Origin of the sequence: Vibrio clamense (assembly GCF_050337905.1) — a bacterium.
GTDB lineage: Bacteria > Pseudomonadota > Gammaproteobacteria > Enterobacterales > Vibrionaceae > Vibrio > Vibrio cortegadensis.
The window spans coordinates 113,974-134,438 of sequence record NZ_JAKJTJ010000019.1 but is presented as its reverse complement, the minus strand read 5'-3'; the positions used below and the strand labels follow the sequence as shown (position 1 = coordinate 134,438).

Below are 20,465 nucleotides of genomic sequence, written 5' to 3'. Positions count from 1 at the left end.
CACCGCAAAAGCCCAAGAACCCTTTTACATTGGCGAATGCCGCTTGAACCGTGATCGCTTTTATATTGGTTTATATAGTCTCACTGGCGCGATGAATTTTGGCCAGTTTGCTCTGAGTATCAGTACTTGAATATAAGCACATAAATATAAGTTAGAGCCTAGTCATGCAGTTCCATGGAGTCGGATATGAGAAACCTGATTTATATTGAGAGATTGTTTAACCGGATCGGAGATTTCCTCGGATGGTTATCCAGCATTCTATTCATTTTACTACTTGCGAATGTCGTGTACGACGTCGTAATGCGCTACGTATTCAATGACGTGTCGATTGGATTTCAAGAGATGGAGTGGCATCTGTTTTCGGCTGTCTTCTTACTTGGGGTACCATACGCGATTAAATCTGGCGGCCATGTTCGCGTAGATGTCTTTTATGAGCGTTTGTCATTTAAAGCACAAGCGATCATCGATGTTTTAGGTACCATCATCTTCCTATTTCCGTTTTGCCTGCTGGTGGCTTGGTACGGTGTTGATTTTGCCAAAGAGAGCTACTCACTAGGAGAGACTTCAGGTGATCCTGGTGGGCTGCCATACCGCTGGATAATAAAAGCCATGATCCCATTGTCATTCTTCTTGATGGCGCTAAGTGGCATTGGACTGCTTCTGCATTCAATTAACAAGATCGTGAATCCGCACCTCATTCATGCTCAATCTGTTGACTCAAAGTAAAGGAATTACAAGATGATCGGTATCGTGATGTTTTTTGTAGCACTGTTCGCCTTGTTGTTGGGTTTTCCAGTAGCATTTACGTTTGGCGGCATTGCGCTTATTTTCGGTGTGTGGGCAGAAGGCATAGAAATGTTCGCTTTCATGCCATATCGAATTCAATCCATTATGGAAAACACCGTTCTAATGGCGGTTCCTCTGTTTGTTTTTATGGGCTTAGTCCTGCAAAAAACACGTTTAGCAGAGCAGTTGCTTGAATCAATGGGACGTTTATTTGGTGGCGTTCGCGGTGGTATTGCGATCTCCACAGTATTGGTTGGCGCGTTACTTGCCGCGTCTACAGGTGTCGTTGGGGCATCAGTGGTTGCGATGGGCTTGATATCATTACCTGTGATGCTCAAATATAATTACGACAAAGGCCTCGCTTGCGGCACCATCTGTGCGTCGGGCACGTTAGGACAAATCATTCCACCGTCGATTGTATTGATTCTGCTCGGTGATGTATTGGGCGTACCTGTGGGGGATCTTTTCCAAGCGGCAATTTGGCCGGGCGTGATGCTGGTTGGGGCGTACATCGTTTATATTCTTATCTATGCAAAGATGAACCCAGAAGCAGCACAGTGCATTGAGCGTGATGAGTCAATTAGTCGAAAAGAAGAGGTGTTCAAAGCGTTAAAAGCGGTGATTCCACCACTCGCGTTGATTATTGTCGTGCTGGGTTCGATCTTCGCTGGTGTGGCGACGCCAACAGAATCTGCGGCTTTAGGTGGCGCCGGGGCAATCGTACTTTCGTTACTGTATCGACAGTTCAGCCTTCAAATGGTGTATGACGCGGCAAAAGAGACCGTAAAAGTGACGGCAATGGTATTTGCTATTTTGCTCGGTGCAACGGCCTTTTCCATGGCGTTTACATACACTGGAGGGGATTACCTTGTAGAAGAGTGGATGCTTGCCATCCCTGGTGACAAATGGGGCTTCCTGATAATCACCATGATCGTTATTTTGATTCTGGGATTCTTTATCGATTTCGTTGAAATTTGTTTCATTATTGTTCCAATCTTAGCTCCGGTGGCAGAATTGATGGGCATTAACATGGTGTGGTTTGCGATTTTGGTGGCGATGAATTTACAGACCTCATTCTTAACCCCTCCATTTGGTTTCAGTCTGTTCTACCTTAAAGGTGTTGCTCCAAAAGGGATCACAACGCGAGATATCTACCGTGGCGTAATGCCCTTCATTGGTATTCAAATACTCGTATTAGCTTCATTACTTATTTTTCCTGGTTTCTATGGAATGTGATCGCAATAGAGGTTACATGAGTTTATTTTCATAGATTGAAAATAAATTGTTACATTAGAACTGCTTACTACTATCAAGGTAGTAAGCAGTTTTCTTTTATCTGACAAAGAAAATCACCAGTGAGGAAAGGAATGCCTCTAAAAGCTAAATTGATTTTACTAACATTACTTCCGTTGATATTGGTCACCGCCAGTATTAGTTGGATCACCCTGCATCAAGCAAAAACACTCGGTGAGAATGAGATCAAAATCTTCCGCGAGAGTTTGATCCAATCGCGAGAAACCGCACTGAAAGATAGTGTCGATATTGCCTCTGACGCCATTTCACACATCTACCATAATTCAGCACCTGATGATGCCGAAGCTAAGCAACGGGTTCGGGATATATTATCGCGCTTGCGTTATGGTTCGGATGGTTACTTTTTTGCCTACGATGAGTTTGGTACTAATTTAGTGCACCCAATTCAGCCAGAATTGGTGGGGCAAAACTTACTGCATATTCAAGATCTCAATGGTGACTTTCTGATTGCAGAATTGTTGCATCAAGCTAAGAATGGCGGCGGGTTTCATCAATATTTATGGCAGAAACCGTCAACGGGTGAAACCGTCCCCAAACTCAGTTATGCAGCATGGTTAAGTAAGTGGGATTGGATGATTGGTACGGGGCTCTATATTGAAGATATCAGCCTCGAAGTTGCGAATATGCAGGCTGCGATCAATAAAAATATCGAAACGACCTTCTTCTCTATTGTGTCGATTCTTGGGGTGACCGTCGCGGTGATCATTGTTTTAACCTTAGCGATCAATTTACATGAACATCGCTTAGCGGATAAGAATTTAAAAGAGTTGGCACATAAAACGGTCATGTTCCAAGAGGATGAAAAGAAGCACTTAGCCAGAGAGTTGCATGACGGCATAAACCAACTGCTTGTCTCCAGTAAATGTCATTTAGAGCTGTTAGCGCATAAATTGAATGATAAAAAGCTGGCACTGCATATTGAGAAGTCACAACACTCATTGATGACGGCAATTTCCGAAGTTCGACGTATTTCGCATAACTTAAGGCCAAGTGCACTAGACGATATTGGCTTAGAAGCGGCGTTGAATACTCTATTACAAGACTACAAAGCTCACTCAAATATTGAAACGGAAATTCACTTTGAAACTCAGACAGGAAAGCTCAAATCAGAAGTCGCGACTACACTTTATCGAGTGGTTCAGGAATCACTGAATAATATCGAGAAGCATGCTCATGCAAAGAAGGTGACGGTAATACTGCAGCAATTTGGAAACCAGTTGCAGTTGATTGTTAGAGATGATGGGCAAGGGTTTAACCTAAATGTAGCCACTCACCGAAAAGGAATCGGCCTTAGAAATATGCGTGAGCGGGTAGAGTTCATGGGCGGTGAATTTGAGCTTATGAGCGAACAAGGGTTTGGAACAGAAATAACGGTGCTATTTAACTTAGATGGATTGGTGTAATCAATGGATGATAAAGAAATATCAGTAGTGATCGTTGATGATCATCAGGTTGTACTTGATGGTTTTATGGCTCGGCTAGAGTTAGAAACGGGTATTGAAGTGATTGGAACGGCAAGTAATGGGTTAGAGGCCGTTGATGTTGTCCGACAGTGCAAGCCTGATGTGGTATTGATGGATATCAGCATGCCAATTATGAATGGAATTGACGCCACGAGATTAATTCACGAAGAATCGCCAGACGCAAAAATATTGATGCTAACGATGCATGATAATCGGGAATACATCATGAAAGTGATGCAGACTGGGGCGGTTGGCTACATGCTCAAAGAGATTTCAGCCGAAAAAATGGTTCAAGCGATCAAAACTGTGAATCAAGGTTCTACCTATTTTTGCGAGTCGGTCACTCAAACACTGTTTACTCAACAGATCGAAACCAGTGCTCAGAAACCCAACCCTTTGAGTCGGCGTGAAGAGGCCGTGCTGAAATTGGTCGCTCAAGGTGCGAGTAGTAAGAAAATTGCAACGCTTTTAGGTATCAGTTATCGAACCGTTGAGACTCACAGGCAAAACATCAAACACAAACTTGATATTCACTCCACCGCGGAACTAGCTAAGTATGCTTTGGAAAAAGGGTTATCCAATTAAATAAAAAGGTCAGTGTATACACTGACCTTGAAAATGGTTTTTTGAAATGGTTTATTCTGGCTTAGTAATGCTGCCAATTTCAAGAATAGGGGCGACGTTATACCCTTCGGCATTCATCATTGATGAGATACGCTGAACAGAAGAAAGTAGCAAACTCTGTTCCCACTCTTCAAGCTGTTGAAAACGATTAATGAAATGTTCCTGTAATGGAAGAGGCGCACTTTGTAGTAAAGATGTACCTGATTCAGTTAATTTGGCATGAACTTTACGTTTATCTTCGAGGCTACGTACACGCTCGATATAACCATTTCTCTCTAGGCGATCTAAAATAGTAGTAGCTGTCGCTTGACTCATATTGGTGTGATTAGATAACTGCTTAATTGTCACATTACCTAGCTCTTTGATAGCTCGAAGTAAAACTAACTGCGGCCCTGTTAAACCTGATTCTTTGCTTAGTTTTTTGGAGTGGAGATCAATTGCTCGAATGATTTGGCGGATTGATACCAAGACTTCTTCATGCTTATCCAATGTCTGAATTCCAATGTATGAGTGAGTGACATCAGGGAAATTACATCAATTCGATTTACATGAAAAGAGGTGAAATGATCAGTTTTCATTAATGAGGTGTACGACATAAGTGTATTGAGTGAATAAAGTTTAGAGTTCGAATAATTAAAGTAACGAAATATCGATCAATACCGTAATTAAATTTCCGATTATTGGTCGATAATTGAGCGGAAAATGGCGATATCTGACTGTTTTGTGTTGTTTATTAGGTTTTTAATGGCAGTAATGGTAACCTAGTGGACGTTTTTGAAATGTAAATATATTAGTGATCTAAGTAAATTTCAGTGTGTGCGAGTTATTTTATTAAATGCCTCGTTGTACTAAAAATTATTTGATTGCTGAAGTGAGGAAGAATGCAAAAAGGGATAGATAAGTACAGTATTGACAGTACTGACTATACAGTAGGTCAAGATAATGTGCAGAAATGGGGTTTTGATGTTCATAACCCTGTATTCGGCGTGAGTGCGGGTTTCATTGCGCTATTTTTGATTGCTGCACTAGTTTTAGATGCAGAAACAGCAAAAGCGGCACTTGATGGAATTAAGTGGCAAATCATTGGTTCTTTCGACTGGCTATTCATCTGGTCAGGTAATATCTTTGTTATTTTCTGCTTGGCTCTCATTGTTTCACCATTTGGTAAAATTCGTTTAGGTGGTACGGACGCGGTCGCTGATTATTCATGGCTTTCATGGCTAGCGATGTTATTCGCAGCAGGTATGGGTATCGGCCTGATGTTCTGGAGTGTTGCAGAACCTGCAGCGTACTATACCGGTTGGTATGAAACGCCACTCGGGGTAGAAGCAAATACTCCGGAAGCCGCTAAACTGGCACTAGGTGCGACTATGTACCACTGGGGTCTTCACCCTTGGGCTATTTACGGTGTCGTTGCGCTTTCACTTGCTTTCTTTACTTATAATAAAGGCTTACCGCTATCAATTCGCTCAATCTTCTATCCTATTTTAGGTGACCGAGCTTGGGGTTGGGCTGGACATATTGTTGATATTCTTGCGGTGCTAGCAACTCTATTTGGTTTAGCGACTTCGCTTGGCCTTGGTGCACAGCAAGCGGCAAGTGGTATTCACCATGTTTTCGGTATTGAAGCCGGCATGGGATTACAAATTGCAGTCATTACCGTTGTGACGCTTCTTGCGGTTGTCTCTGTTATCCGTGGTATTGATGGTGGTGTAAAAGTTATCAGTAATATCAACATGATTATCGCATTTGTATTACTGGCTCTTGTTGCTCTCATTGGCTACGCAGTGACACTCGGTTCAATCCCAACAACAGTGATGGCTTACGTGGAAAATATCATTCCATTAAGTAACCCACATGGTCGTAGTGATGAAGCTTGGTTCCAAGGTTGGACTGTATTCTACTGGGCTTGGTGGATTTCATGGTCCCCATTCGTAGGTATGTTCATTGCTCGTGTCTCTAAAGGTCGTACGGTTCGTGAATTCATCACGGCAGTGCTGATTGTTCCAACAACTGTAACCATTCTTTGGATGTCAGTGTTCGGTGGCATGGCGATTGATCAAATACAAAATGGTGTTGGTGATCTAGGTACGAAAGGTCTTACAGATGTTCCACTAGCTATGTTCCAAATGTTTGATGTTCTACCGTACGGTACTTTGTTATCTGTGGTTGCTGTTGTACTGGTATTGGTGTTCTTCATTACATCATCAGATTCTGGTTCATTAGTTATCGATAGTATTACTGCTGGTGGTAAAGTTGATGCACCAGTTCTTCAACGTGTGTTCTGGGCATTCATGGAAGGTGCAATTGCGGTTGCTCTACTGTGGGTTGGCGGAACAAAAGCAATTGAAGCTCTTCAAGCGGGTGCAATTTCAACAGCCTTGCCATTCACATTTATATTGTTATTAATGTGCGTGAGCTTGTTGATGGGTATGCGTACCGAAAAGCGATAAAAAGCACATAATTGTGTAATAAATAGATGAAGGGATGAACGATATGTTCATCCCTTTTTTTATTTTGATGGCTTTTTTGTAACGCTTTTTTTTGACAGTCGACGCAGAATTGACGTTATTTGATGGTTTTATCAAAGGATAAATAAAAGCTTAAAATTAAATGAGAATTCACTCGCAGAGCGTGAAAAAAATAGCTACTATCGCCAACTATTTTTGGCTACATGAGCTGATCTCGAATTATGAAAATTACTCTTAAACAGAAGTTGATAGGCGCAAGCTTATCGGCAGTTGTGTTGATGGCAACTGCATTGACTTGGATGTCCGCTGATAAATTATTTGAACAAACTCGAACTGGCATCTATTCAAGAGCACAAAGCCTTTCGTTTGCAGCTTCTGAAGGTATAGAAAGCTGGATTACTATTCGTAAAGATATCGCTTCAGCATTTAACGACTTTAGTGAAGAATCTGACGTTGTCCCATTTCTTCAACAAGCCCGTAAAGCGGGTAACTTTGACGATATTTTCCTAGGTACTCCAGAAGGTGGCATGTTCCGTTCACACCCTGAACGTAATCGTGCTGGTTATGATCCTCGTCAACGTCCGTGGTACAAAGATGCAAACTCTGCAGGTCAACAAATCATAACGACGGCTTACCAAGATGCGATCACCAATGCGTTACTTGTGACCATTGCTGAACCGGTAAATCAAAATGGCAAATTTGTTGGTGTTGTTGGGGCAGATGTACTGATTGACCAATTGATTAATGACGTCATCAGTTTAGAAGTTGGTGAAAATGCTTACGCAATGCTGATCGATACAAACGACGGCACCTTCCTAGCACACCCAGATAAAAGCTTACTGCTTAAACCGGTAAGCCAGCTTTCGAATGAGCTTAGCATGAACAGCATTGAGCAAGCAGTTCAAAGTAAGAGCATCGAAATCATCGAGAACAAGGGTAAGCAGAAGCTTCTATATTTTGTGAACGTTCCTAATACTAAGTGGATTTTTGGTATTGAGATGGACCGTGCAACAGAAGAAGCTGGGCACTCATCTCTACTGATGCAGCTGATTACAACGGCTGTAGTGATCACCATACTCGTTATTCTGTTAGTTTCTTGGTTAGTGAGCTTCTTATTCCGAGATCTTGGCCGTGTGTCTAAAGCACTTGAAGAAATCGCATCAGGCGAAGGTGATTTAACTCAGCGTTTAACACCACGTAGTGATGATGAAGTAGGCCAGCTTGCTACGAACTTCAATAAGTTTGTGGGTAACATGCACTTAATGGTTACCAAGTTAAGTGAAGTATCAGCATCTCTTTCAGAGCAAGCGAAGTTAACCGCTTCTCAAGCTGAAGAACGTAGTGCTCGTATTCAACTACAACAAGACGAGATCAATATGGTCGCGACTGCTGTAAATGAAATGGCTGCGGCGACTCAAGAAATTGCAGGAAATGCTGATAATACGGCTCAAAACTCTTCTGAAGCGGTAGGTGCGTGTGAACATGGTTCTAACCAAGTGACACAAACACAAAGCTCAATCCAAAACTTAGCTCAAGAAGTGCAAGTGGCGACGAATGTTATTCAAGAGCTTGAAGCGCACGGAAACAGCATCAATACGATTCTGTCTACCATTCAAGGTATTGCAGAGCAAACGAACTTGCTAGCACTGAATGCTGCGATTGAAGCAGCTCGTGCAGGCGAACAAGGTCGTGGTTTTGCTGTTGTTGCGGATGAGGTTCGTGTTTTAAGCCAGCGTACTCATGCGTCAACGCAAGAGATTCAGCAGACGATTGAGATGCTTCAAAGCACTACAACGAAAGCGGTTTCAATTATGGATGACAGCCGTATGCTTGCTGATACAAGTGTTGATGATGCAAACTCTGCCGCAGTCAGTTTGACTCAAATTCACACAGCAGTTGAGCGTATTAGTGATATGGCTACGCAGATCGCTTCTGCCGCTGAAGAGCAAGCCTCAGTGACATCTGAGATCACTCGTAATACTCAAGGTATTCGTGATGTATCAAATGAGCTAGCGACTGAAGCACAAGATGCAGCAACGCAAGCTGCTAAACTCTCTGATTTGTCATTTGAACTAGAGACAGAGATCAGCCAGTTTAAGCTATAAAGCTATAAAGCTATAAAGCTATAAAGCTATAAAGCTATAAAGTGAAAGTAAGAGTAAAAAGGAGCTTAAAATTAAGCTCCTTTTTTTGATCTTGATGTTAGCGAAAGAGTTGTCTCAACTATTGGCAATCAAGCTAAACCGCAGCTGACCATTAAATTCAGGAAAGGGAGTTAAAGCCAAAAGTCTCGTATTGGTTGGTTAGGATCAAAATGATGGGCAATTTGAGCCTGTAGCAGCTCAGCGGTAGCGATAGCATCCGTCAGAGCATGGTGCGGCGTATAAACAGGTAGCCCATAGCGAGTTCGGCTTTTCCCCAAACGCACAGAGCCAGGTTTCTTACCTTTTAACTTATTCCATAAGCCGCCAGAAATTTTATTCTGTAGATCGGATTCTATTTGTAGAGTATCGAGCACAGGGAAAATGATACCTTCATTGATACGAGCCTTTAAAGCCTGATCTAAAAACTCACGCTCAATGCGTCGATAATGCACGACCATTATTTTTCCTGAAAGTGCATCAAGCACTTCGTCAATCACTTCAGAAAAATCAGGTGCACCCAAAATATCATTATGCGTGATGCCATGGATCACAACTGACTCTTCTTCTAGCTTCTGCTTAGGTCGAACCGTCCAATGCTTCGCTCGGCTTAAACAGATACGATTGAGAGTAAATGGCACGACTCCAATCGTTATAATGCCATCTTTTTTAGGATCTAATCCGGTTGTTTCAAAATCCACAGCCAAGAATTCAATTTCAGAGATTGGCGTATCCGGGCTTGGTAGTATCTTGCTATAAAAAGATTGAAGTCGGTGATCTCTGGCTTGTATCAGTTTCTTTGAAAACTTCATTTGCCAGTCGATGCTTGGTTGTTGTAGTGCTTTAATAATCATAACGACCTACTTGAAACTGTTGCTTGCTTGGTAGCGGAATTTCAAGAAATTCTGTGCATTACTCAAAATTTGGAAAGCATCCTTTAGATTACGGCGCTCAAAGTCAGATAGGTTTTCAGGTTCGATATTGTTATCGGGCTCAATTTTGTTCTCAACGTCCAACGCTTGATGTCGAATCCTTACCATGTAGATGAACTCCATTGCATCTTTCAAATCTTGAGCGCGTCCTTTCGGAAGGATGCCAGCATCAATAATGTCATCCAATCGCTCGAATGAGTTTTGGGAACGGGAGCCAACCGCAAGAGCATGAACACGAACAAGATCGGCAAGTGGTGCAGTACCACGGCGTTTTAAGTTGATCGAGTTATTATGTCTGCCATCTTTTTCCATTACGAAGTCTTTGAAAAAGCCCAAAGGAGGCGTGCGGTTGAGAGCATTACGCGCAAGACATGCTAAGAAACGGTTGTTTTTTCTTGCTCTACGAACAATAAAACTATTGAGTTGTTCCGCCCACTTTAAGCGCCCATAGATACCATCTAGATCGAAAAAGATAGAGGCATTGAGCAGAGCTTTAGGGTTTGGATCATCAATCCAATCGGCAAAACATGCTTCCCACTCAGAACGAGTCATGCGCCACATTTTGTTGGTCGCCATGATATCGCCCGTGCAATAGCTATACCCACATTTATCTAGACCATCACAGATGAATTTAGAGAACGCCTCAAAGTAGGCATTATGTTTTTCATCGTCATAGCTTTCATCAAGGATAATCGCGTTATCTTGATCGGTAACAATAAGCTGTTCATCTCGGCCCATAGAGCCAAGAGCAAGAAAGCAGTAGGGAATTGGAGCGCTGCCAAGAGTTTCTTCTGCCAGTTCGATAATGCGCTGTTTGAAGCTGCGGCCAATGACTGACATCGCCGTCCCAACCATGTGAGAGTTCGCATCCTCATTCACTAAACGGACAAAGCTGTCTTTCACTTGCTCTGAGAGTGATACTAACTCTTCAACACTTTGTTGCTGGAAAATACTGCTTACGAGTAACAGAGAGTTTTGGGATTCATAACGGACAATATCAGTCGCTTCTATGATACCAATAGGCTTCTTGTCTTTTAAAACCGGTAAGTGGTGCACGTTATAACGAAGCATGGTGAGCATTGCCTCGTATACATAGGCATTATGATCCAGAGATATAACTTCGGTGGTCATCACTGTGGACACATCATCACTTGGATCTAAACCTTCAGCAAGCACTCGAGTGCAGAGATCTCGGTCGGTGATAATACCAATAACCGGTGAGTTATCATCTTCGTCGTCTTGAATGATTTCGGGGTCGATAATCAGTAGCGACGATATGTTCTCTTCTGCCATCATTATTGCGGCTTGTTGTATGGTTTGATGCTTTTGAATTGTTGGGGCTTCACGGCTCAACAAGGTTCGCACTTTAGACGTTGTCAGATCATTGGCATCATTACTTTCTGAGTTAGCCTGTCTCAAACGCGCGTTATCTTCTACTTCGACAAAGTCTGCAAAGGAATCGTGGTTTTCATACAGTTCTTGGAATATCTCTTCAGAGAGGCAGTATACTAGGGTGTCTTCAATCGCTTTTACTGGGAAACGGACTTTATTGTTGGTAAGTAGACCCATTTGCCCAAACAAGTCGCCTTGATCTAAGCGGTTATAAAGCTCTCCTTTACGTCGATATACTTCCACGACCCCGCTGCGAACGATATAGAGGTCATTAATATGATCGCCTAAATGTATGATAGGCGTATCTTGGCGATAATAGGATATTTCAACGTTTTGGGTAACTTTAGTGAGGACGTCTTCTGGGAGTTCGTTGAATGGGGGATATTGTGCCAGAAAATTTTGTATTTCGAGTAATTCAGCTTCCATATTTAAACACGTCCAAATAGATATACATAAGAAGAATAGACCATGTTACAGCATTTAAACTATTTGTCAGACAGTTTTCCAAATCGTGATTTGCTTCTTCTCATAATTTGATTTAATAGACTAGTATTCAATGAGATATCGAGTCAAACAATGTCAATTGGTGTTTAAAAGAGGGGTTTTATATGTTTAGAAGAGTGCTATTAATCGGCCTTGTCGTTTCCTCATTCTTTAGCCATGCACAAGAGCGTGATTCAATTTATGATACGCCGACAAGATACGATTACCTCTACGCAACAGTGAGTTCAGGTAGCTTTGATAGCGACATTGGGGGGAACTCTAATGTAACAACATGGAACTTAGGTGGGAACGGACTTGTGACAGAGCATTGGCTTGTCGCGGTCGATTATTCGGCTCGATTTGTTAATCTTAAAAGTACGGATTTAAGAATTGATACTTTGCTTGCGGGCGGTGGTTATCGATTCAAATTGAGAGAAGATTTAGACCTTGTCACCGTAGCTCAGGTTGGGGCAATAAAAGCAAAAGAGACCTTGGAATCGATAGATAAGACGCTCTATTCTGAATCTGAATTTGTGTATGCCGGCTCACTCTATTTGAACTATGCGTTTACTGAAAAAACAGAAGGTAGACTGGCTGCCGAATTCAACCGTAGCGATTGGATTGACGAAAATATCACTCGGTTAGAAGTGAATCACTATATAACATCAGCCATTGCGCTTGGGGGATTTTATACATACCGCAAAGCGAATAGTCACTACAGCAATGAAGCGGGTGTTTCATTTAGAGTGCTGTATTAAACGCCACAAATTAAACGTCCAATTTTTATCTTAATCGCAATAAAAAAGACCAGATCGAGATCTGGTCTTTTTAAGATGTTAATCAAAACAGCTGTTAATCAAAACAATTAAAGTACGGCAGCAATACCTTTACATAGTGGACCCATGTTTGATTTTGTCATGCCTGCAACACTGATACGGCCAGAGCCAACAATGTAAATAGCGAACTCATCTTTTAAACGCGTTACTTGTGCTTTTGTCAGCCCTGAAAAAGAGAACATGCCGTTTTGACGTTCAATAAAACTGAAATCGGCATCGACACCTTCTGCTTTAAGTGTCGAAACAAAGAGCTCTCGCATCTCTTGAATACGATCTCGCATCTCTGTTACTTCCGATTCCCACTCTGCGCGAAGATCTTGGTCACCAAGAATATGAGTCACGACAGCGCTACCGTGAGCGGGTGGGTTTGAGTAAATTGAGCGGATGATGCTTTTTACTTGAGAGAATGCAGTCGTAGCAACATCCGATGATTTTGCGACTAAAGTGAATGCGCCAACGCGTTCATTGTATAAGCCGAAGTTCTTTGAGAATGAGCTTGCGACAAGGATTTCGTCATTGTATTTTGCGAATGTACGTAAACCTGCAGCATCCTCTTCGACGCCTTTTGAAAAGCCTTGGTATGCGAAATCAAATAGTGGAAGTAGCTCTTTTTCAGCAACCAGTTTTGCAAGGACCTCCCACTCATCAGCGGTAGGGTCAATACCTGTAGGGTTATGACAGCAACCGTGAAGTAATACAATGTCGCCTTTTGATGCTTGCTCAAGGTCAGCAACCATCGCAGAAAAATCTTTGTTTTTGGATTCAGCATCATAGTACGAGTATTGCGCAGTTTGAATGCCTGCAGCGCTAAATACACCATTGTGGTTCGCCCATGTTGGGTTACTGATCCAGATCTTAACGTCGCTACCCAATTGGCGCTTAATGAACTCACCAGCAACGCGTAGAGCACCAGTACCACCAGGGGCTTGCGCTGTTTTTGCGCGTTTCTCGCTCACAATAGATGCATCATCGCCAAAAAGAAGTTTTTGTACAGCAAGTCCGTATTCTGCTGTCCCTTCAATGGTGAGGTATGACTTAGTCTTCTCTTTTTCTAGCAGTGCTGCTTCTGCTTTTTTTACCGTTTTTAAAACAGGCGTCTCACCACTTTCATTTTTGTAAATCCCAACGCCTAGGTTAATTTTTTCAGGGCGAGTATCCTTTTTAAACTCTTCAGTAAGTCCAAGAATAGGGTCTGCGGGAGCTGCTGCAACTTTTTCAAACATAATCGTCATCCATGTAATTGAAGGGAGAATATTAATCACTCCAGTATTTATACCTGTAAGGATTTTACCTGACAATAACAATAGAAAAGAAAAAGTAAAAAAAATCAGTTTTGACGTGAAAAATGGCAGGAGAGGGTGTTTTCATAAAAAAACACTCTAGTTTTTGTTCACTAGAGTGTTGATTAATTGTTGTTGTGTGTAACATTTAACCCGTGATGGTTAGCGAAGCTGCTAAGTTGTTATCAGGCTTGGCTTATCTAGTTTAGTATCCGTCATCGGTTGTTCGTCGGTTGGGGTATCCGCTGAATCTGTGTACTGAGCAGCAATGCTGATAAACCGAGCCTCAATCGCTAGAAATGCTTCAACAACATCAGGATCAAAATGAGTATTAGAGCCCTCTAGAATAATGGCTTTGGCTTTATCGTGGCTAAATGCGGGCTTGTAGACTCGCTTGGAGATTAAAGCGTCATAAACATCAGCAAGCGCCATTAGACGGCCTGAAAGTGGGATATCTTCGCCACCTAACTGGTTTGGATAACCACTTCCGTCCCATTTTTCGTGGTGAGTGAGCGAAATCTCTTTTGCCACTCGTAAAAATGAGCTGGTGCCAAGTTGCTTCTCTGCAATAGAAAGCGCATCCGCTCCGATCTGTGGGTGTCCTTTCATTATCTCGAACTCATCAAATGTTAATTTACCCGGTTTGAGTAGAACATTATCTGGGATCCCCACTTTACCCACGTCATGTAGTGGCGCTGACTTGTACAGTAGCTCGATATAATTCGGCGTAAGTAGTGTCGCGTGCTGAGGAGAAAGACTCAGTTGTTCAGCCAGAGCTTTAACATACTCTTGTGTGCGGAGTATGTGCGCCCCTGTTTCATTATCTCGTGACTCTGCAAGTGCGGAAAGGCTGACGATTGCGACGTCTCTGGTTGTTTTTACTTCATTTTGGCTAAGTTGAAGTGTGTCTAACATGGTATTAGTTAGTGACGCCATTGAGCCTAGTTCATCATGAGCAAATACGGGTAAGCGCGTGTTTATTTTACCTTGGGTGACTTGCAGTAAAGAGCACTCTTGGCTTAAAAGTACTTTTTTCATCAACTTGGTCCACAGCATCATGATGGCAACGGCGTAACCACCAAGTATTGCCGAAATATAGATAAACTCTTTGATCACGCTGATCTGACCTGAACCATCCAAAACCCGTGCAGGGTTGTGTTCAAGCCAGAAAATATCCTTAACCGCAACCATAGTGAGCATAGCCGTTAGGGTGACTAACAGTAATACGACTAAAGTAATCATTTGGCGAATGATGGACTGACGCTCTCCCTGTAATTGGAACTGGTTCGGTTGGTGTTCATCAGTTTTATCTAGCTGATCTATTTTTGCGACCAGTTGCAGTATTGTTCCGGTGAAGAATCCAAACAGTGTCATGCCAAATAGCACTTTTAAATTGCTGTCTAATGGGAAGTCATTATTGAGATTATAAAACGCAGCAAAGGGTAGGCTTGCGAAGAAAAATAGTGTGGTATCCAGTTGGCCAAACTTCATCTCTTTTACTAATGAATGATTGTTCAGTAGAAAGTGACGAATTAAAAAAGTAATCGTGAAAACGGTGCTTGTATGAATCATTACTTCTGTGGCGCTTAATGTTTCCAGCATAGGACAAACGCGTCCGCCATAGATCCCAAACAAAAAAGCGGCAACAACATATAGTTTTAATGTTAAAGACGCATTGTAGACAGATTGTTTCATGATAAGCCCTTTGAACATAACTGCTAAAATTTATTGTTCATTGCGTAATGTAATCAATGAGAAAAAAGTGATTACTATTGCGAAATGTCAACCGACAAATAATAAAGACCGTCTATTTTATCTATAGATTTCAATTAATGATACAAATTATAAATACACAATTTTAACATGTGTACTCGGGACATTATTTTTTAATGGTGTCTGATGGTGTTATGGACGACGTAATCAGTGTGTCGCTTGTTGGGGGAGTGTTCTCTGAGGAAATGCACATAAAATTAACCCCAACATCTGTGCTGTTGGGGCTTTATGGCTATTTTTTAAGGTTTAGCTGAGATTCAATCGCTTGAGCCTCTACATCAGGGTTCTTAGACAGTTTGTCTGCCGCCCATGTGTTCATATGTTTTAGAATCGCTGAAATAGCGTGCTTCTTAGTTGGTGTCTCTTCTTTCTCGCATTCAATTGGCTGTTTAGGGTGAGAGCCTGTTGCATCTTCAGCAATGTTTAACCAATCTGGGTGCCAGTAATATGGTTGACCTGTCGATGATAACCAGCTATGAACACCGTTTGTCTCACCTTTATATTCCAAATTTTCTGTGTCTAATTTTTTCATGTTCTTCTCGAATTATTGTTATGGATAGATCGGTATTCCCGATGATCAAAGAGTTACATTAGTAATGTAGCAAAGAGTTGAAGAATAAAAGTGAGATCGATCTCAGTATCTGCCTATTTCGTGCAAACGTCACTGATGATTTTAAAATAAATGTGAAGTCTAACGTTTCAGGTATGAAAGTGACTTTGGCTAACTTTATGCAAAGATAGATTTTAAATTAAATCAGTTGAATAAAGGTGAAGCTAAATTCAGGACAAAAATGGAAGGGGAGATATTATTTATGATCGTTAAATATATTAAAAAAAGGTAATAAAAAGCCCACTCCCTAAGTGAGAGTAGGCTTAAATTTTTATGCACCGATGTGTTGGTTACATACTTATACTTATACTTTGCTAAAAGCTAAAAGCTAAAAGCTTAGAAGTTCGCAGAGCGTGGAGTACGTGGGAACGGAATAACGTCACGTACGTTACCCATACCTGTTACGTAAGACACTAGACGCTCAAAGCCAAGACCGAAGCCAGCATGAGGAACTGTGCCGTAACGACGTAAATCGCGGTACCAGCTCATGTGTTCAGGGTCGATACCCATTTCAATCATACGTGCATCAAGAATGTCTAGACGCTCTTCACGTTGAGAACCACCGATGATCTCACCAATACCTGGTGCAAGAACATCCATCGCAGCAACTGTTTTGCCATCGTCATTTTGACGCATGTAGAATGCTTTAATATCTTTCGGGTAGTTCTTAACGATAACTGGCGCTTTGAAGTGCTCTTCAGCTAGGTAACGTTCATGTTCAGAAGACATATCAATGCCCCACTCAACATCAAACTCAAACTTACGACCAGAATCTTTTAGGATTTGGATTGCGTCAGTGTAGTCTACTTGTGCGAAATCAGAACTTACAAACTGTTCTAGACGAGTGATCGCTTGCTTGTCGATGCGAGAAGCAAAGAACTCAAGATCATCACGACGCTCAGCAAGAACCGCTTCAAATACATACTTAAGCATGTCTTCTGCAAGTTTTGCTACATCATCAAGATCAGCAAAAGCAACTTCAGGTTCAACCATCCAGAATTCAGCTAGGTGGCGGCTTGTGTGAGAATTTTCAGCACGGAAAGTAGGACCGAATGTGTAAACTTTGCTTAGTGCACAAGCGTAAGTTTCAGCATTTAGTTGGCCAGATACTGTCAGGAATGTCTCTTTACCAAAGAAATCTTTGTCGTAATCAACATTGCCTTTGTCATCAAGTGGCAGGTTCGCGTGGTCTAGAGTAGAAACGCGGAACATCTCACCAGCACCTTCTGCGTCAGAAGATGTAATTAGTGGAGCAGACATCCAGAAGTAGCCTTGCTCGTGGTAAAAACGGTGAATTGCTTGAGATAGACAGTTACGAACACGTGCAACAGCACCGATCACGTTAGTACGTGGACGAAGGTGGGCAACTTCACGTAGGTACTCAATAGAATGGCGAGTTTTAGCCATTGGGTAAGTGTCAGCATCTTCAACCCAGCCTACAACTTTTACTTCAGTTGCTGCGAGTTCAAAATCTTGACCTTTTGCCGGAGACTCAACAATCTTACCTGTTACTTCAACAGAGCAGCCAGTAGTTAGCTTTAATACTTCGTCTTCGTAATTATTAAGATTATTTGGGACCACGGCCTGAATCGGGTCGAAACAAGAGCCGTCATAAATGGCGAGGAAAGAGATTCCAGCTTTGGAATCACGACGTGAGCGGATCCAGCCCTGAACAGTTACTTCACTGTCTACTGCTAGTTTTCCACCAAGTACGTCTGCTACAGGCGCGTTAGTCATGTTAGTTACATTCTCCATTGAGGTAAAAACTCAACCTAATGTTAAACTTATCTGTTTAAATACATTGATTTGTATAAAAAACAGACGAAACATTAGGTTGTAGATTACTTTTTTAATTCAATGGAACATATTACCTGTCAAATCTGTCTCTTCAACCTTTATTGTTATTTGAGCGACGAATTATTTGAAGAAAGCGTGAATTGGTTGAGCAATAGCTCAAGTCTATCCGATAGTTGCTCCAAACTAACGCTAATATCCCGAGTCTGAGTTGCTGATTGAGACGTTTCATCAGCGTGTCTGGTAATTATTTCTACTTTCGACTGAACATCATGATTCAGTTGAGTCGTTGTTTGAGTTTGTTGCTGAATATTTGTCGCATGCTGGAGAACTTGTTGCATTTCACCGACCACGTTAGTCATCGCAAGTGACAGTTCTTCAATATCAGAAGAGCGTTTATGTGCATGATCACACACATCATCAACCGATTGTAGAGACTCTTCGCTCCCTTTTTTGAACTCAGCAATAATCGTTTTAATATTCCCCGTCGCTTCAGAGGTTCTTGAGGCAAGTTGTCTTACTTCATCGGCCACTACCGCAAACCCGCGTCCTTGCTCTCCTGCTCGGGCGGCTTCAATGGCAGCATTTAAAGCCAATAGGTTGGTCTGCTCGGCAATGCCATTAATCACTTCGAGAATGGATGATACTTGAGTCGTCCGCTGGTTTAATTCCGAAATCTTGTTCTTCACATTTTCAATATCACCGACTAGGTGTTTAATCTCTTCGCTGGCCGAGTGAGCTTGATCTGCACTCGCTTGAGCGACAGATGTGGTATGAGTAATAAGAGTGGATGCATCAATCGTCGCTTGCTCAACATTGACCTGTTGATCTTGCATTGTGTGGATATTACTTTGAACTTCTGCGGTTTCATCTTGCTGATTATTTGCCGCCCTATCTGTAACTTGAGCCACTCCAGTCAGTTTGGTCGCAGAGTCGGAAAGGGTATGAGAAGTATCTTGGACCTTCATTAAACTTTCAGAAACCGTATCCATGAATGAATTGATAGACTGAGCCAGAGAACCAACCTCATCAGTTTGTTTGCTAGGAATACGTTGAGATAGATCTTTATTCTGACTCACGATTGTCATGAAACGGGATGTTTTCTGGATAGGACTCACGACTATTTTTCGGATTAATCCCATAGTGATTATGAATCCGATAAAAGCGATACCTGCCATAATAGCGATAGCGATCATGGTTCGTTTGCTTATTAACGTATTGACGCTGCTGAGATTGTACTCAAGTCTAATCGCCCCTAACACTTCACCTTCTGGGGCCATATGACAGGCGACACAATTGGTGCCTCTGTAGTTTTCACTTGATTTCATTGGTAAGGCAACGACTAAACCTTTTCCCCAGCTGGCGTTAAAAGGTTCAATAACCATTTCACCTTCGAGCGCTCTACGGTCAATATCATCGATAGGTTGCTGGTTACTTTGCCCCGGTCCATAAAGCTTGCTGACATGCTCGGCTCTCAGTACTCGAACTACTTCAATACCATCTTGAGCGAGTGCCTTTTGGCGTAATGTCTCTTTTTGAGCCATTGTTCCTGTCAGCATCATCATATTAAGGCTATCGAAATAGTTACTCGCCTTATCGTGTAGCTGCTGACTTAATACCGAATTGATCAATTCTCTTTGTTGGAAATACTGATAAGAGGTTGAAACCGCAAGGACACAAGTGAAGACGGTCACTAAAGTAACCAGTATTTTAGAGGTTATGGTCGAGAATATTGGATTAGAGAGCATTAGGTTCTTTAATTATTAGTATGAATAGACGATGTGAATATAAGGTTAAACATAAGTAACACCAAAGAGGTATCGCTAGTAATGTGACCACACACAAACTACGGTTAATGTAAATGTGATGTAGCTAACTTGTGATGTTAATTTGACGTGCAGATGTCATTTGTCTGGCGCATTATTGTGTAAAGAATCGCATTTAGAGCCCCGTTAAGATCTGCGTTCATAGCGATATGGAGAGCTTCGCAACATTCGATGGAAATTCAAAAGCTTGTCTATAGGCGTTGTTTTAAGTAGCATTGCGCGTCTTTTAAAATCCTGAGAATCGAAATGAAAACTGAACTGTACAAAGACTTTATGTTTGAAGCTGCACATCACTTACCACATGTTCCAGAAGGTCATAAATGTGGACGCTTACATGGACACTCTTTCATGGTTCGCTTATATGTTGAAGGTGAAGTCGATCCTCATACTGGCTGGATCATCGACTTCTCAGAAATTAAAGCTGCATTCAAACCGATTTATGATCGCTTAGACCATTACTACTTAAATGATATCGAAGGATTAGAGAATCCAACGAGCGAAGTTCTGTCTAAGTGGATTTGGCAGCAGTTAAAACCAGCACTTCCATTATTAAGCAAGGTTGAGATAAAAGAGACTTGCACGGCGGGTTGCACTTATATCGGTTAACCTGCGCTAATTAGAATAAGCTGTAATTTTAAGTTACAGCTTCCTTTATTGTTATTAACATCGTTTAAATCTATTTTTAACCTCTTATATTCCCCCGTATTATATCCATTCTCAGTTTTATTTATTTACTAATG

At 41.8% G+C, this 20,465-nt stretch carries 16 protein-coding genes; 8 read left to right on the top strand and 8 right to left on the bottom strand.

All coding sequences use genetic code 11. From position 1 onward, the window contains the following. The first annotated feature begins 174 nt into the window (after window positions 1–174). From L4C39_RS03435 to L4C39_RS03420, 4 genes are all read left to right on the top strand, one after another. Entirely contained in the window at window positions 175–726 is a 552-nt protein-coding gene (locus L4C39_RS03435) for a TRAP transporter small permease subunit (protein WP_261888290.1), read from the top strand. Window positions 727–738: 12 nt separating this feature from the next. Then, window positions 739–2,022, top strand: coding sequence for a TRAP transporter large permease (locus L4C39_RS03430; RefSeq protein ID WP_113797275.1), 1,284 nt, complete (start codon window positions 739–741; stop codon window positions 2,020–2,022). A 131-nt stretch (window positions 2,023–2,153) separates the two neighbouring features. After that, a complete protein-coding gene (locus L4C39_RS03425; protein WP_171756467.1) occupies window positions 2,154–3,503 on the top strand; it encodes a cache domain-containing protein in 1,350 nt (449 codons plus the stop codon). 3 nt (window positions 3,504–3,506) lie between these two features. Beyond that, complete coding sequence (locus tag L4C39_RS03420; protein ID WP_017053949.1) at window positions 3,507–4,148, top strand: response regulator; 642 nt, start codon at window positions 3,507–3,509, stop codon at window positions 4,146–4,148. A 51-nt stretch (window positions 4,149–4,199) separates the two neighbouring features. Here L4C39_RS03420 and L4C39_RS03415 read toward each other — a convergent pair whose 3' ends face one another. Further along, complete coding sequence (locus tag L4C39_RS03415; RefSeq protein ID WP_017053948.1) at window positions 4,200–4,676, bottom strand: MarR family winged helix-turn-helix transcriptional regulator; 477 nt, start codon at window positions 4,674–4,676, stop codon at window positions 4,200–4,202. Window positions 4,677–5,068: 392 nt separating this feature from the next. Between L4C39_RS03415 and L4C39_RS03410 the strand changes: the two genes are divergently transcribed. Next, window positions 5,069–6,640 (top strand): BCCT family transporter, encoded by a 1,572-nt coding sequence (locus L4C39_RS03410; RefSeq protein ID WP_017053947.1) that lies wholly within the window; start codon window positions 5,069–5,071, stop codon window positions 6,638–6,640. 239 nt (window positions 6,641–6,879) lie between these two features. Further along, entirely contained in the window at window positions 6,880–8,763 is a 1,884-nt protein-coding gene (locus L4C39_RS03405; RefSeq protein ID WP_261888289.1) for a methyl-accepting chemotaxis protein, read from the top strand. Between the two features lie 170 nt (window positions 8,764–8,933). On the opposite strand, the gene L4C39_RS03400 is transcribed toward L4C39_RS03405, so the two are convergent. Together L4C39_RS03400 and L4C39_RS03395 are read right to left on the bottom strand one after the other, a co-directional pair. Then, a complete protein-coding gene (locus L4C39_RS03400) occupies window positions 8,934–9,653 on the bottom strand; it encodes a 3'-5' exonuclease (RefSeq protein ID WP_017053945.1) in 720 nt (239 codons plus the stop codon). A 6-nt stretch (window positions 9,654–9,659) separates the two neighbouring features. Further along, entirely contained in the window at window positions 9,660–11,549 is a 1,890-nt protein-coding gene (locus tag L4C39_RS03395) for a putative nucleotidyltransferase substrate binding domain-containing protein (RefSeq protein ID WP_017053944.1), read from the bottom strand. Window positions 11,550–11,731: 182 nt separating this feature from the next. Between L4C39_RS03395 and L4C39_RS03390 the strand changes: the two genes are divergently transcribed. Then, complete coding sequence (locus L4C39_RS03390) at window positions 11,732–12,364, top strand: porin family protein (protein WP_429744435.1); 633 nt, start codon at window positions 11,732–11,734, stop codon at window positions 12,362–12,364. A 107-nt stretch (window positions 12,365–12,471) separates the two neighbouring features. Here the strand turns inward: L4C39_RS03390 and L4C39_RS03385 are convergent, their stop codons facing one another. The 5 genes from L4C39_RS03385 to L4C39_RS03365 all read right to left on the bottom strand — a co-directional run bounded on the left by L4C39_RS03385 (window position 12,472) and on the right by L4C39_RS03365 (window position 19,632). Continuing rightward, window positions 12,472–13,665, bottom strand: coding sequence for an amino acid aminotransferase (locus L4C39_RS03385; RefSeq protein WP_113797266.1), 1,194 nt, complete (start codon window positions 13,663–13,665; stop codon window positions 12,472–12,474). Between the two features lie 231 nt (window positions 13,666–13,896). Further along, entirely contained in the window at window positions 13,897–15,417 is a 1,521-nt protein-coding gene (locus tag L4C39_RS03380) for an HD domain-containing phosphohydrolase (RefSeq protein WP_429744432.1), read from the bottom strand. A gap of 310 nt (window positions 15,418–15,727) precedes the next feature. Continuing rightward, a complete protein-coding gene (locus L4C39_RS03375; RefSeq protein WP_017053940.1) occupies window positions 15,728–16,027 on the bottom strand; it encodes a hypothetical protein in 300 nt (99 codons plus the stop codon). 414 nt (window positions 16,028–16,441) lie between these two features. After that, window positions 16,442–17,842 carry an asparagine--tRNA ligase gene (asnS, locus tag L4C39_RS03370; RefSeq protein WP_261888285.1) on the bottom strand — a complete coding sequence of 467 codons (1,401 nt, stop codon included), beginning with the start codon at window positions 17,840–17,842 and terminating at the stop codon, window positions 16,442–16,444. Between the two features lie 164 nt (window positions 17,843–18,006). Then, a complete protein-coding gene (locus L4C39_RS03365; RefSeq protein ID WP_429744816.1) occupies window positions 18,007–19,632 on the bottom strand; it encodes a methyl-accepting chemotaxis protein in 1,626 nt (541 codons plus the stop codon). 339 nt (window positions 19,633–19,971) lie between these two features. Between L4C39_RS03365 and queD the strand changes: the two genes are divergently transcribed. Beyond that, window positions 19,972–20,331, top strand: coding sequence for a 6-carboxytetrahydropterin synthase QueD (gene queD, locus L4C39_RS03360; RefSeq protein ID WP_170961582.1), 360 nt, complete (start codon window positions 19,972–19,974; stop codon window positions 20,329–20,331). Window positions 20,332–20,465 lie beyond the last annotated feature (134 nt).

What these genes read in the sequence shown, in the direction of transcription:
- L4C39_RS03435 (WP_261888290.1), top strand. Translation starts at nt 175, where the DNA reads ATGGAGTCGGATATGAGAAACCTGATTTATATTGAGAGATTGTTTAAC.
- L4C39_RS03430 (WP_113797275.1), top strand. Translation starts at nt 739, where the DNA reads ATGATCGGTATCGTGATGTTTTTTGTAGCACTGTTCGCCTTGTTGTTG.
- L4C39_RS03425 (WP_171756467.1), top strand. Translation starts at nt 2,154, where the DNA reads ATGCCTCTAAAAGCTAAATTGATTTTACTAACATTACTTCCGTTGATA.
- L4C39_RS03420 (WP_017053949.1), top strand. Translation starts at nt 3,507, where the DNA reads ATGGATGATAAAGAAATATCAGTAGTGATCGTTGATGATCATCAGGTT.
- L4C39_RS03410 (WP_017053947.1), top strand. Translation starts at nt 5,069, where the DNA reads ATGCAAAAAGGGATAGATAAGTACAGTATTGACAGTACTGACTATACA.
- L4C39_RS03405 (WP_261888289.1), top strand. Translation starts at nt 6,880, where the DNA reads ATGAAAATTACTCTTAAACAGAAGTTGATAGGCGCAAGCTTATCGGCA.
- L4C39_RS03400 (WP_017053945.1), bottom strand. Translation starts at nt 9,653, where the DNA reads ATGATTATTAAAGCACTACAACAACCAAGCATCGACTGGCAAATGAAG.
- L4C39_RS03395 (WP_017053944.1), bottom strand. Translation starts at nt 11,549, where the DNA reads ATGGAAGCTGAATTACTCGAAATACAAAATTTTCTGGCACAATATCCC.
- L4C39_RS03390 (WP_429744435.1), top strand. Translation starts at nt 11,732, where the DNA reads ATGTTTAGAAGAGTGCTATTAATCGGCCTTGTCGTTTCCTCATTCTTT.
- L4C39_RS03385 (WP_113797266.1), bottom strand. Translation starts at nt 13,665, where the DNA reads ATGTTTGAAAAAGTTGCAGCAGCTCCCGCAGACCCTATTCTTGGACTT.
- L4C39_RS03380 (WP_429744432.1), bottom strand. Translation starts at nt 15,417, where the DNA reads ATGAAACAATCTGTCTACAATGCGTCTTTAACATTAAAACTATATGTT.
- L4C39_RS03375 (WP_017053940.1), bottom strand. Translation starts at nt 16,027, where the DNA reads ATGAAAAAATTAGACACAGAAAATTTGGAATATAAAGGTGAGACAAAC.
- asnS (WP_261888285.1), bottom strand. Translation starts at nt 17,842, where the DNA reads ATGACTAACGCGCCTGTAGCAGACGTACTTGGTGGAAAACTAGCAGTA.
- queD (WP_170961582.1), top strand. Translation starts at nt 19,972, where the DNA reads ATGAAAACTGAACTGTACAAAGACTTTATGTTTGAAGCTGCACATCAC.